Origin of the sequence: Actinophytocola sp. (assembly GCF_050699915.1) — a bacterium.
GTDB lineage: Bacteria > Actinomycetota > Actinomycetes > Mycobacteriales > Pseudonocardiaceae > Actinophytocola.
Genome location: NZ_JBOHGA010000048.1, coordinates 1 through 12,418, shown reverse-complemented (window position 1 = coordinate 12,418; position 12,418 = coordinate 1). Strand labels below are relative to the sequence as shown.

Genomic DNA, 12,418 nt, shown 5'->3' with positions numbered 1-12,418 from the left:
ATGGCGATCACCGAGCTGACTCGGTCACCGAGCCTGGCGGCCCTGTACCCGAAGGCCGTGCTGTCCGGGCTGCGGCGCAAGGGCGGCGGCGAGCTGCCGGACACCGCCTACTCGCTCGCCGGCGTGCGGGTCGACGCGACTCACCTGGCGGCGTACAACCGGGTCTGCGGGTTCCGGCTCGGCGACGAGCTGCCGGCCACGTACCCACACCTGCTGACCTTTCCCTTGCAGGTCAAGCTGATGACGGCCGGCGACTTCCCGTTCCCGCTGGCCGGCTCGGTGCACGTGGCGAACCGGATCACGCAGGGCAGGCCGTTGCAATTCGGCGAGGAGCTGGAGCTGCGCACGCGCGTGGCGAACCTGCGGGACCACCCGCGTGGCAAGCAGTTCGACATGATCTCCGAGGCGCTGGCCGGCGGCGACGTCGTGTGGACCGACGTGTCGACGTACCTGCGACGCGGCGGCGGCTCGGGCGCGGTGGAGCCGAAGGAAGACCGGGAACCGCCGGCACCGACGGCGATCTGGCCGGTGCCGGAGGACATCGGGCGGCGGTACGGCGAGGTGTCCGGCGACCGAAACCCGATCCACCTGCACAAGCTGACCGCGAAGATGTTCGGCTACCCGCGGGCGATCGCGCACGGCATGTGGACCAAGGCGCGCTGCCTGGCGGCGTTCGAGGGCCGGCTGCCGGCCGCGTACTCGGTCGACGTCCGGTTCAGGAAGCCGGTGCTGCTGCCCTCGAAGGTCGGCTTCGCGGCCACGCCGGACGGGTCGGGCTGGCGGTTCGAGCTGTTCGGCGCCGGCAACGGAAAGCCGCACCTGGAGGGTTTTGTCGGTCCCCCGGACTAACTTCCGCGGCATGAACCGAACGGACCGGCTGTACGCCATCGTGGAGGACCTCCGGGCCGTCGCGCCGCGGCGGCGGTCCGCCCGGCGACTCGCGGAGCAGTACGAGGTCAGCGTGCGCACGATCGAACGCGACATCGGCGCGCTGCAGCAGGCCGGCGTGCCCATCTACGCCGACCTCGGCCGCCGCGGCGGCTACACGCTGGACCCGGCGATGACGTTGCCGCCGCTGAACTTCACACCGGCCGAGGCGGTCGCGGTGTCGGTCGCCTTACGGGGCGCGGGCGGCTCGCCGTTCGCCCGCGAGGCTCGCAGCGCACTCCGCAAGATCATGGCCGCCATGCCCGCGAGGCAGGCGTCGGCGGCGCACGACCTGGCCGAGCGGGTGCGGTTCCTGGCCAAGCCGGACGACGGCGAGCCGGCGGGAATCCCGCTCGTCATCGAGAACGCGGTGGCGGCCAAGCGGGTGCTGCGCATCGACTACGTCGACAAGCACGGCGTGCCGACCGAGCGCGAGGTGGAGCCGGTGATGTTCCTCGCCGGGGTGCACGGCTGGTACCTGATCGCCTGGTGTCGGCTGCGCGAGCAGCTGCGTGCGTTCCGAATGGACCGCATCGTCACGTTCCACGACACCGGCCGGCCGGCGCCCGCTCGGCCGGCCGAGGTGGTCACGCCCCGCCTGCCGGACTACGTGACGCGGGCCGCCGCACTCGCCTGAGAAACACCGACAGGGGGCTGTCGCCTCACCTCCCGATCCTGGTGTCACCAACGATCACCAACGATCACGGAGGAATCGGGATGACACACGGAACGGTCGGCTGGGTGCAGGTCGACACCGACGACGCCGAGGCGGCGAAGCGGTTCTACGGCGAGCTGTTCGACTGGACGTTCGCCCCGGACCCGAGCGGCGGCAAGTACCACCTGGCCACCCGCGCCGGGGCCGACGGCCCGCACGGCGGGATCCTCGACACCGAGGGCGACTCCCCGAACCGAGCGGTGTTCGTCGCCATCGTCTCGGACGTCGCCGCAGCCGTCGAGCAGGCCGAACGCCTGGGCGGCAAGGTCGTCAACCCACCCACCACCACCCCGACGGGCCTGACCTTCGCGGACCTGCAGGACCCGGCAGGCAACCACTTCGGCGTCTTCAAGCCCCCGGCCTGACACCGGATCGTCGCTCGCCCGCGCGTGCAGAACAAAGCTGTCCACAATCGCCAAGGTTGTCCACAGCAAGCCCACATCCACGCCCTTTGTCAGTCCTCCCCGGTAGACTGACGGTCACGAGGGGTGCCCCCGGAGAGGGTGGGGGCTACGTTTCTTGAGTTCTGCACGCGCGAGCGCGCGCGACCCTCGGGCTAGCGGTCGGGCGTGCGGTCGGGGCTAGCGGGACTGGTCGGCCGGGTGCCAGGTGTTGCCCTCGACTAGGTCGCCGAAGCCCATCCAGGCCAGGTTCATCAGCCTAGAGGCGACGGCCTTGCTGGGCACGTCCGGATGGTCGAGCCACCAGTCCGCGAGCGACTCGGCGGCGCCGACCAGCGCGGCGGCGAGTGCCTCGGTGGCGTTGTCGTCGATGCCCTGCTTCGTCGCCACTCGCACCAGCAGCGTGTCCACCAGGCTGATCGCCCGGTCGCGCATGGCCAACAGTTCGTCGCTGAACGGGCCACCCTGCGAGATCGCCTGGCGGTGCAGGACCTGCCAGCTCTCCCGCTGCTCGCCGACGAAGTCGAAGAACGCGCGCAGTCCGTGCCAGAGCTGCATGTCCGGCGGCAGCTCGGCCCGCACGCCGCGGCTGACGGCCTCCAGCAGGTTCGACATCTCGCGGTGGATGCACGCGGCGAACAGGTCCTCCTTCGAGCCGAGGTACGCGTAGATCATCGGCTTCGAGACGCCCGCGACGTCGGAGATGTCGTCCATCGACGCGTTGTGGTAGCCGCGCTCGGAGAACACCCGGACCGCGGCGTCGAGAATCTGTCGTTCCCGCACCTCGCGGGGTAAGCGCTTGACCCGCCGCCGCTCTTCAACCGTCACCCGGCCAGGGTACCTACCGCAACGTAGTGTTACCGGTGAGTAGATAATGGCCCATGCGATTCAGGCGGAAGGCCCGGGCCGCGGCGATCACCGTGGCGAGCGCGCCGGGCGTCGACATCGACGCGTTCGCCCGCGCGGTCGACCCGCAGCGGCTGGACGAAGCGCAGTTCGTGCAGCTCGTCGACGTGCTCGACATGCTCGGCCGGACCGGCACGGGCATCGAGCTGGCCAAGATGCGCACCGACACCTTCATCTGGTTCGTCTCCCGCGCGTCCGGCGCGCAGCTCGAGCAGCTGATGGCGCACGACCACCTGCGGCACGTGGTGTTCGGCGAGATCTTCCGCCGCATGGGCGAGCACCTCGACCCGGTCCGCGCCGCCGACCTGCACGCGGTCGTGCACTGGCGCTTCACCGGCGGCACCGGCCACGGCGGCTTCGACCGCTTCCAGACGCTGATCGAGTCCGGCGCCTGCACCTCGGGTCGCCACCCGACCGCCGACGCACGCGTCACGCTGACCCTGTCCCCGGTGGACTTCCTCCGCGCGGTCACCGGCTCGGTCAACGTGGCGCTGCTCTTCATGCGCGGCAAGGTGAAGGTCCGCGGCGACATAGCCTTCGCCGCCGGCCTGATCAACTACTTCGACCTCCCCAAGCCTGGCTGACCTCAGGAGAAGTGCGCCTCGAGGACGTCGGCGAGCACGGTCTCCGCCTTCGCCTCCGCACCCGACGGAGGGCCCGTCGTTACGGCCGGTCCGGCCGCGACGACGAGCGTCAGCGTTCCCTCGCCGTCGAGCTCGCTGGTGCTCGACAGGTCGAACCGGAACGAGCTCCGATCGGTCGCGAGGTATCCGGGATGGCCGGCGATGGTGACCGGCTTGCCATCGGACTCGTTGGAGATCCTGCCGTACGACACGGAGAAGGTGAGCTGAACCCGCCGCTGCGGCTCGACGAAGACGCAGCGGGTGCCGGTGTCCGACGTCGCGACCGGCAGCAGCGCGGTGCCGAAGTGAGCGCCGACCGCCCGCACCGACAACGCACACTGGACGTCGGCGTCGTCGAACGCGACGGTCAGGATCTCGGCAGGATCTTCGGGCACCGGAACCTCGACGTAGGGCTCGCAGCGTTTCGGGTCGAGCGCGTCGACGTAGGCGCACGCGCCCGGATAGGGGCTGTCCTGCTCGTCCGGCCGGTACAGCAACGGTCGCTGCGGCGCCGCGTCGGTAGGCGGCGCCTTTTCGAGCACGGCCATCAGCGACTCGGCGAGGTCCTTCGACTCGTCGCAGTCGGGAGTGTGTACCGCGACCTGGTAGTCGCGCGCCGTCGCGTATCGGGACTCGAAGGGTCGTTGACGCCAGTAGACCTGGCAGTCCCCCTCGTCGTAGACCCGCACCTGCGTACCGCCGATGGTCGTCGTCTGCGGCGGCTTCGGCTCGTCGGACGGCGGAAGGTCGTCGGTGAAGGAGATCGACCCCGTGGTTGTCTCGCGGGAATGGTTGCCGCAGCCGGTCAGGCCGTTCTCCACCAGCTTCGTCGTGCCGGCGTCGGCGTCGAGGGCGGCGGCAAGCGCTGTGCAGGCATCCCACACGGGCTTCGCCGATACCGTGTCGGGGTTCGCGAGCACCTTGACGACGCCGGCCGCGATGTTCGTCAGCTTTCCGCAGTCGTTCCCCAGTACCTGCGAGATCTCGAGCGCCGTCGTGAAGCTGATCGGTAGGTAGACGTCGCAGCCGTCTTGCGACACGTAGGCCTTGGCGCCGCCGATGGTCCGTGTCGCAGACGCGATGCGGATCTGGTGGTCGATGCGGATGGCTTGCACCGTGACGTAGTCAGAAGTTCCGGTCAGCTGGCATTCGAACGGCTGCCGCGCGACCGGTCGCGTGCCGCCGGGCATCGCCTTGTCCACCAGCGCGCACAGGTCCAGCTGGCGCACCGCGGCAAGAACGGCGTCTCCGTCGCGGTCCTTCGGCCGCGGCGCGGCCGGCCGGTCCTTCGTGGACTGCTCGGTCGGCGGCGGTGTGTCTGGCGCGGGCGTCGTGCACCCGGCCAGCGCGACCGCGGCGGCACACATGACGACCACGACTGTCCGCATCGTCATGTCTCTGCGCCGAAGTCCTTGATGAACTGTTGGATGTCTGGGTCGCTGTTGAACATGTCGAGCGCGTTCTGAACCGTGCGGTTCAGCTGGTCGATCTCGTTCTTGCCCGCGGTGAGGATTTCGGCCTGCTTGTCCAGGTACGAGTGCGCCAGGTCGCGCCACAAGGTGCCCGTGACCGGCGCCCCGTCGCCGGGCTTCAACAAGTCGCCCGCCGCGTCGGTGAACGCGGTCGACCAGGCCGACGTCATCGCGCTGATCAGGATGATGCCGCCGCCCGCGGTCACGTAGGTGACCGCTGCCGCGGCGATCCCGGCCAGGATGGCCGCACCCCAGTCGATCGAGATGTCGGTCTCCGGCTTCTCGGCGAACTTCTTCTCGAACGCGGCCACCGCCGCGTCCGCCGCCTGCTTGAGGTTGTGCCGGACGCCCTTGATGATCACGGCGTACTTGGGGACGACGGGGTGGAGCTGCTCCGCCAGCAGGTGAACCTGAGCGGCGACGGTCTGGAGGCGAAGCAGGAAGTCGAACGTCAGCTTCGACGCGTCGCCTTCCCAGCCCAACTGCTGGAACTGGTCGACGAGCGACGGGATTCCCTTTCCGCCGATCCACCAGATGTTGTGCAGCGTCGCGGCTCCGGGCGCGAGGGCGTTCGTGGGGCTCTCGACCACCGGGCTGCCGACGGCCGACATGCCGTGGATGAACTGCGAGACGTGGTAGCCCTCGAGGACGGACTCGAACGGCAGCTGCGCGTCGCTGGGCACCGTGCCCGGTTGGTCGGAGGACGTCGGCGCTACGGGGCCGGGCTCCTCCTTTTTGTGACCAGGGCCGCCGAACTCGGTTCCGTAGATGACCGTCCGGTCGTACTCGTGCTCTTCGGGATGCAGCAGGAACTCGAGCCAGGACGCCAGCTCTTCGGCGGAGTGCCGCATGTTCGAGTCCTCGGCGATGCCCGCTTGCGCGAGAACGCCCGTGTCGCGGGGCGTGTCGCCGCGGTCCGGAGGTGCCATGGCTCAGCCCTCCTCGCCGGACGTGCGACCGCCGAGCAGGCCCTCGAACACGAGCGCGTGCCTGTCGTCGAGCCTCGCGTACGTCGCGCGCGACTCGCCGATGACCTGCTGCGCGCGCCCGAACTGGTTCCTGATCGCCACGTGCAGTTTCTGCAGCGTGTCCATCAGCGTGGCGTAGTTGTCGATCAGTGTGCGGCACGAGTCGGCGAACTCCACCGCGCCCCCGGAGGAGATGAGTTCTTCCGGGTTGGCCACCAACGAACGCTTCTTGCTGTCGTCGAGAACGGACTGGTCGAGGCCGCTGATGATCGTGTCGTAGTTCTCTACGAGACCCTTGATCGCTTGTTCGTAGGACTCCAGAGCGCCGAGCCGGACCGTGAACCCACCACTGGGTGTAGACACAAGAACCCCCATGACAACACTTGGTGCCCGTCCCCCGACGGACCGTCACGAGCGTAGCAAGACCGACCGGACACGGCAGGCGAAGCGATGTGGGCCGCCCCGAGGGACGGCCCACATCACGTTCGGTACATGCGTCAGAAGGTGATCGCCATGGCCGGGTCGGCCAGGATGGCGCCCACGTCGGCCAGGAACTGGGAGCCCTGCTGGCCGTCGACCACTCGGTGGTCGAAGCTCAGCGACAGCTGGCAGACCTTGCGCGGCACGATCTGGCCGTCCACGACCCACGGCATGTCCTTGATCGCGCCCAGGGCCAGGATCGCGGACTCGCCGGGGTTGATGATCGGCGTGCCGGTGTCCACACCGAACACGCCGACGTTGGTGATCGTGAACGTGCCGTTCACCATGTCCGCGGGCGGCGTCTTGCCGTCGCGGGCCGTCGCCGTGAGCGCGTCGATCGCCTCCGCCAGCTCGCGCAGCGACATGGCGTCCGCGTCCCGGACCTTCGGCACGATCAGGCCGCGCGGCGTGGCGGCCGCGATGCCCAGGTGCACGAAGTCCTTGTAGACGATCTCCTCGCCGTCCCACCGCGCGTTCACGTCCGGCGTCCGCTTGGCCGCCAGGCACACGGCCTTCGCGGCGAACGTCAGCGGGGTGATCTTCACGCCGCGGAACGCCGGGTGCTCCTTGAGCCGCGCGCGCAGCCGCATCATCGGCGTCACGTCGACGGTCAGGAACTCCGTGACGTGCGGCGCGGTGAACGCCGAGTCGACCATGGCCTGCGCGGTCATCTTGCGCACGCCCTTGACCGGGACTCGCCGCTCCCGCTCGCCGGGCTCCACAGTGGACGGTGCGGCGGCGGGCGCCGGCGTGGCGACCGCCCGTTCGACGTCGTCTCGGGTGATCACGCCGCTGTCCCCGGAACCGGTCAGCGCGCGCAGGTCGACGCCGAGCTCCTTGGCCAGCTTGCGGACCGGCGGCTTCGCCAGCGGCACCAGACCGCGCGGTTCGAGCAGCGCGGCCGGCGTATCCGGCACGACAGGCGTGTCCGGCACAACCGGTGCAGGGGCGACGGGGGTCGGAGCCGCCGGTGCGACTACTGCGGCCACGGACGCCTTGCGGGGCCGGCGTTTCGCGGTCGAGCTCTTGGGACCGTAGCCGACCAGCATCGCGGTCTGGCCGTTCTGCTCCGCCGCCGCCGGTGCGGCAGCGGCGGGCGCGGCAGCCGCAGGTGCAGGTGCCGCCGCCGCGCCACTCGGGTCGACGTCGATCGTCACGATCGGGCTGCCCACGTTGACCGTGTCGCCGGCCTGCGCGTGCAGCTCGGTGACCACACCGGCCCAGGGGCAGGGCAGCTCGACAGCCGCCTTCGCCGTCTCGATCTCGACGATGATCTGGTTGACGGAGACCTCGTCGCCCGGCTTGATGTGCCAGGCCAGGATCTCGGCGTCGACCAGACCCTCGGCCGTGTCGGGCAGGGGGAAGACCTTGAAGTCAGGCATGCCTCACCAGCCCAGCGAGCGGTCGACGGCGTCCAGCACCCGGTCGAGGTCGGGGAGGAAGTCCTCCTCGAGCTTCGACGGCGGGTACGGCGTGTCGAACCCGGTCACCCGCAGCACCGGCGCCTCCAGCGAGTAGAAGCACTCCTGCTGCACCCGCGCGGCGATCTCCGACGAGATCGACGCCTCGCCCGGCGCCTCACTGACGACCACGAGGTGCCCGGTCCGGCGAACGGACTCGAACACCGGCGCGAGGTCCAGCGGCGAGAGCGTGCGCAGGTCGATCACCTCGAGCTCGGTGCCCTCCTCGGCGGCCGCGGCGGCCGACTCGACGCAGGTCTTGACCATCGGGCCGTAGGTGACGAGCGTGGCCGCCGTGCCCGAGCGCAGCACGCGCGATGAGAACAGCGGGTCCGGCGTCGCGTCGACGTCGAGCTCGCCCTTCTCGTAGTAGCGCCGCTTCGGCTCGAAGAACAGCACCGGGTCGTCGCAGCGGATGGCCTGCTGGATCATCCAGTACGCGTCGACCGCGTTGGAGCACGAGACGACCTTGAGGCCGGCGGTGTGCGCGAAGTACGACTCGGGCGACTCGGAGTGGTGCTCGACCGCGCCGATCCCGCCGCCGAACGGCACCCGGATCACCATGGGCAGCTTGATCTTGCCCTGGCTGCGGTAGTGCAGCTTCGACACCTGCGACACGATCTGGTCGAACGCGGGGAAGATGAAGCCGTCGAACTGGATCTCGCACACCGGGCGGAAGCCGCGGATGGCCAGGCCGACCGCGGTGCCGACGATGCCCGACTCCGCGAGCGGCGTGTCCAGCACGCGGTGCTCGCCGAAGTCCTTCTGCAGGCCGTCGGTGATGCGGAAGACGCCGCCGAGCTTGCCGACGTCCTCGCCCATGACGAGGACCTTCGGGTCGGCCTCCATCGCGGCCCGCAGCCCCAGGTTGAGGCTCTTGCCCAACGTCACCGTCCGGGTCGCGGACGCGGCGGCGTCGGTGGTCTGGTTCATGACCGGAGTTGCCATCAGTGCTCCCCTCCCGCGAAGCCGTCGGCGTACTCGAGGAAGGCCTCGCGCTGGGCGGCGACCGCCGGGCTGCCGTCCTCGTAGACCTCGGTGAACATCCGCTCCTTGGGCGGATCGGGCATGTTCACGCAGAACTCGCGCAGCTCCTCGGCGAGTCGGTCGGACTCTGCCTGGACCTCGTCGAAGAAGTCGTGGTCGGCGTGCTCGTGCCGGATCAGGTTCACCCGCACCCGCTCGATGGGGTCCTTGAGCTTCCACGCCTCCAGCTCGTCGGAGAGCCGGTAGCGGGTCGGGTCGTCGGTGGTGGTGTGGGCGTCCATCCGGTAGGTGTACGCCTCGATCAGCACCGGCCCATTGCCGTGGCGGCATTCGTCGAGCGCCCAGCGCGACACCGCGAGCGAGGCGAGCACGTCGTTGCCGTCGACCCGCACGCCGGGGAAGCCGTAGCCGCGGGCGCGCTGGTAGAGCGGCAGGCGGCTCTGGCGCTCGGTGGGCTCGGAGATGGCCCACTGGTTGTTCTGGCAGAAGAAGACGAGCGGCGCGTCGTACACCGACGCCCACACGAAGCCCTCGTGCACGTCGCCCTGGCTGGTCGCGCCGTCGCCGAAGAAGCACATCGTGGCTTCGCCGTCGTCGTCGCCGACCTTGCCCTCGAACCGCTGGCCCATCGCGTAGCCGGCGGCGTTGAGCACCTGGTTGCCGATGACGATCGTGTACAGGTGGAACCCCGTGGCGATCGGGTCCCAGCTGCCGTGGTCGGTGCCGCGGAAGATGCCGAGCAGCTCCGACGGGTGCACGCCGCGGCACCAGGCGACGCCGTGCTCGCGGTAGCTCGGGAAGGCCATGTCGTTCGGCTTGAGGGCCCGGCCGGCGCCGACCTGCGCGGCCTCCTGGCCGAGCAGCGGTACCCAGATGCCGAGTTGTCCCTGGCGTTGGAGGGCGTTCGCCTCCCGGTCGACCCGCCGCGTCAGGACCATGTCGCGGTAGAGGCTACGAAGGTCCTCGGCGGTGACGTCGGCGACGTAGGGGTCCCACTCGGGGTTCTCGATCCGCTCGCCCTCGGGCGTGAGGAGCTGGACCAGCTCCGGACCGCCCTCGCTCGTTGCGCGCAATCCCGCGATCACCTGCTCTGCGGTGGGCTTGGCCGCTGTTGCGGCCGGCCCGACCCCCGGCTCCGGGTGCGTCCACTGTTCTGGGGACGACATTCGTTCTCCTTGGTGTCGGCGCCGGGCGCTCGCTTGTGGCGTCGCTTCCGGCCGCACCGACGGCGGCTACCGGCCCGGGTAATGAGCGGTACGAGCCACTGGCGGCGTTGACGGTTTCGGGCTCCATCCTGGCATGCGTTACCTCGATACGGTGAGGTCCGAACGTCGGTCCGTGCCCATCGGTGACGCGCTGAGCTGCGAAAACGATAGGACAACCGACATTAGGGCGTCAGCGCGAGGCATTCGGGTGAAGTGGGACCTCCTCCTGAACGCGGCAGCTCAGGGCGTCTGGCGCGGACCGGTGCCGCTGCGGGGTCGGCGGATCCCGCGGGCCGTCGCGACGCCATTCCCTTACATGCCAGTGATGTGCGTCACAAGCATCCTAACCAGTTCGACTCGATCGCTCGTCCGGTTCGCCTACAGTGCCGCCATGGTCGACGACAGCTGGAAGGACGCTCGCGTCCGCCAGGCGGAAGAGGCGTTGGCCCATGCCGTGCGCACCGCCGACGAGATCATCGCCGAGGCACAGCGGGCCGTCGCCCCGCCCGCTTCGCCGGAGCCCCCGGCTTCGCCGGAGGACGGGCCTCGTCCGATCCTGCGCGACGCCTGGTGACCGCCTGGCTCATGTCGGTCGTGGCAATATCGAGCGGGTGACTAACCGGGTTGACAACGCAGTGGTCCGCAGCACCGTCGAGCGCGTGTGGGACGACGCCGTCCTGACCAGCCTCGCGGAGTTCGTCTCGATTCCCGCGCTCTCGCCGATCTTCGACGCGAACTGGGCGGCGTCCGGACACCTCGACGCGGCTGTCGAGCACGTCCGCCGCTGGCTGGTGGGGCGGGGCATCGAGGGCGCGACCGCGGAGGTTCTGCGGCTGCCCGGGAAGAGCCCGGTGCTGCTGTTCGAGGTCCCGCCGACGGGCGAGGTGCGGGCCGACGCGGACACCGTGCTGCTGTACGGCCACCTCGACAAGCAGCCGCCGGTCGGCGGTTGGAGCGAGGGGCTCGGGCCGTGGACCCCGGTCCTGCGCGACGGCCGGCTATACGGTCGCGGCGCGGCCGACGACGGCTACTCGGGCTACGCGGCGGCGGCGGCGATCGAGGCGCTGCGCGAAGCCGGTGGCTCGCACGCCCGGTGCGTCCTGTTGCTGGAGACGTCCGAGGAGTCGGGCAGCCCCGACCTGGCGGCATACCTGGAGCGGTATGCGGACAAGCTAGGTGCGGTGTCGCTGGTGGTGTGCCTGGACTCCGGCGGGCAGGACTACGACCGGCTGTGGCTGACGACGTCGCTGCGCGGGCTGGTGTCGACGACGGTCACGGTGAAGGTGCTGGCATCCGGGCAGCATTCCGGGAGTGCGTCGGGCATCGTGCCGAGCTCGTTCCGGATCATGCGCCAGCTGCTGGACCGGTTGGAGGACTCGGCGACCGGCGAGGTACTGCTGGCGGAGATGCACGGGGAGGTCCCGCCCGAGCGGCTGGCGGAGATCAAGTCCATGGCCGAGCTGGCTCCGGGCGCGGCGGCGCAGGCGTTTCCGCTGTTGGAGGGCATGAGCGCGGCGTCCGACGACGACGTCGAGCTGATGCTGAACAACTCGTGGCGCCCGACGCTGTCGGTGATCGGCGGGGCCGGCTTCCCGCCGCCGGAGGAGGCCGGGAACGTGCTGCGCACGGAGACGACGTTCACGCTGAGCTTCCGGCTGCCGCCGACCGCCTCGCCGCCGGCGGCGCTGGCCGCGCTGGAGAAGGCGCTGACGACGGACGTGCCGTACGGCGCGCACGTCACACTGTCCCGCACGGAGGAGGGCCCGGGCTGGAACGCGCCGCCGCTGGCCCCGTGGCTGCAGTCCACATTGGACTCCCTGAGCGAGACGGTGTTCGGCGGCAACCCCTGGCTGACGATCCGCCTGGGCGGCTCGATCCCGTTCATGGGCAGCCGTAGCCTGGCCGACATGTACCCGGAGGCCCAGTTCGTGGTGACGGGCGCCCTCTCGTCGGACAGCAACCCCCACGTCCCTGACGAGTGGCTCAACATCCCACACGCCAAGCGCATCACGGAGTCGGTGGCCCACATCCTCGCCGCACACGCCGCCCGCCCCTGACCTGTCCACAGGCCGGCCGGTTGTCCACAGCAGAGCGCTGACCACCCCGTTCGTCAGTGCCACCCGATAAACTGACGGTCACGAGGGGTGCCCCCGGAGAGGGTCAGGGGGTCGGCAAAGTCGTTGTTGTGGTCAGGTGGGGATTCCGAGCAGGGTGAGGGGTCGGGTGGGGTTGCGGCTCATGTGGCGTAGGCCTTTGGCGATGTTGTGCCATCCG

The 12,418-nt window shown here is 70.1% G+C and carries 13 protein-coding genes; 6 read left to right on the top strand and 7 right to left on the bottom strand.

What is annotated here, in order from left to right:
* The 3 genes from ACRDSK_RS11750 to ACRDSK_RS11740 all read left to right on the top strand — a co-directional run bounded on the left by ACRDSK_RS11750 (position 1) and on the right by ACRDSK_RS11740 (position 2,007).
* Entirely contained in the window at positions 1-849 is an 849-nt protein-coding gene (locus ACRDSK_RS11750) for a MaoC family dehydratase (protein ID WP_431440341.1), read from the top strand.
* A gap of 10 nt (positions 850-859) precedes the next feature.
* Positions 860-1,564 carry a helix-turn-helix transcriptional regulator gene (locus ACRDSK_RS11745; protein WP_431440339.1) on the top strand — a complete coding sequence of 235 codons (705 nt, stop codon included), beginning with the start codon at positions 860-862 and terminating at the stop codon, positions 1,562-1,564.
* An 80-nt stretch (positions 1,565-1,644) separates the two neighbouring features.
* Positions 1,645-2,007 (top strand): VOC family protein, encoded by a 363-nt coding sequence (locus ACRDSK_RS11740; protein ID WP_431440337.1) that lies wholly within the window; start codon positions 1,645-1,647, stop codon positions 2,005-2,007.
* Positions 2,008-2,223: 216 nt separating this feature from the next.
* Here the strand turns inward: ACRDSK_RS11740 and ACRDSK_RS11735 are convergent, their stop codons facing one another.
* On the bottom strand, positions 2,224-2,871 hold the full coding sequence (locus ACRDSK_RS11735) for a TetR/AcrR family transcriptional regulator (protein ID WP_431440335.1): 648 nt from the start codon (positions 2,869-2,871) through the stop codon (positions 2,224-2,226).
* Positions 2,872-2,924: 53 nt separating this feature from the next.
* On the opposite strand from ACRDSK_RS11735, the gene ACRDSK_RS11730 reads away from it, so the two are divergent.
* Positions 2,925-3,533 carry an SCP2 sterol-binding domain-containing protein gene (locus ACRDSK_RS11730; RefSeq protein WP_431440333.1) on the top strand — a complete coding sequence of 203 codons (609 nt, stop codon included), beginning with the start codon at positions 2,925-2,927 and terminating at the stop codon, positions 3,531-3,533.
* Positions 3,534-3,535: 2 nt separating this feature from the next.
* Here the strand turns inward: ACRDSK_RS11730 and ACRDSK_RS11725 are convergent, their stop codons facing one another.
* The 6 genes from ACRDSK_RS11725 to pdhA all read right to left on the bottom strand — a co-directional run bounded on the left by ACRDSK_RS11725 (position 3,536) and on the right by pdhA (position 10,105).
* Complete coding sequence (locus ACRDSK_RS11725; RefSeq protein ID WP_431440332.1) at positions 3,536-4,966, bottom strand: hypothetical protein; 1,431 nt, start codon at positions 4,964-4,966, stop codon at positions 3,536-3,538.
* On the bottom strand, positions 4,963-5,973 hold the full coding sequence (locus tag ACRDSK_RS11720) for a hypothetical protein (protein ID WP_431440330.1): 1,011 nt from the start codon (positions 5,971-5,973) through the stop codon (positions 4,963-4,965). The genes ACRDSK_RS11725 and ACRDSK_RS11720 overlap by 4 nt, the downstream gene beginning before the upstream one ends.
* A 3-nt stretch (positions 5,974-5,976) precedes the next feature.
* On the bottom strand, positions 5,977-6,387 hold the full coding sequence (locus tag ACRDSK_RS11715) for a hypothetical protein (protein ID WP_431440329.1): 411 nt from the start codon (positions 6,385-6,387) through the stop codon (positions 5,977-5,979).
* Between the two features lie 122 nt (positions 6,388-6,509).
* On the bottom strand, positions 6,510-7,874 hold the full coding sequence (locus ACRDSK_RS11710) for a dihydrolipoamide acetyltransferase family protein (RefSeq protein WP_431440327.1): 1,365 nt from the start codon (positions 7,872-7,874) through the stop codon (positions 6,510-6,512).
* A 3-nt stretch (positions 7,875-7,877) separates the two neighbouring features.
* Positions 7,878-8,900, bottom strand: a complete 1,023-nt coding sequence (locus tag ACRDSK_RS11705; protein ID WP_431440325.1) for an alpha-ketoacid dehydrogenase subunit beta — start codon at positions 8,898-8,900, stop codon at positions 7,878-7,880.
* On the bottom strand, positions 8,900-10,105 hold the full coding sequence (pdhA, locus tag ACRDSK_RS11700; RefSeq protein ID WP_431440323.1) for a pyruvate dehydrogenase (acetyl-transferring) E1 component subunit alpha: 1,206 nt from the start codon (positions 10,103-10,105) through the stop codon (positions 8,900-8,902). The genes ACRDSK_RS11705 and pdhA overlap by 1 nt, the downstream gene beginning before the upstream one ends.
* A 430-nt stretch (positions 10,106-10,535) precedes the next feature.
* Here pdhA and ACRDSK_RS11695 point away from each other — a divergent pair, with 430 nt between their 5' ends.
* Together ACRDSK_RS11695 and ACRDSK_RS11690 are read left to right on the top strand one after the other, a co-directional pair.
* Positions 10,536-10,718, top strand: a complete 183-nt coding sequence (locus tag ACRDSK_RS11695; protein WP_431440321.1) for a hypothetical protein — start codon at positions 10,536-10,538, stop codon at positions 10,716-10,718.
* Positions 10,719-10,755: 37 nt separating this feature from the next.
* Positions 10,756-12,201: a M20/M25/M40 family metallo-hydrolase gene (locus ACRDSK_RS11690; RefSeq protein WP_431440319.1), complete on the top strand. Its 1,446-nt coding sequence runs from the start codon at positions 10,756-10,758 to the stop codon at positions 12,199-12,201.
* The last annotated feature ends 217 nt before the right edge of the window (positions 12,202-12,418 follow it).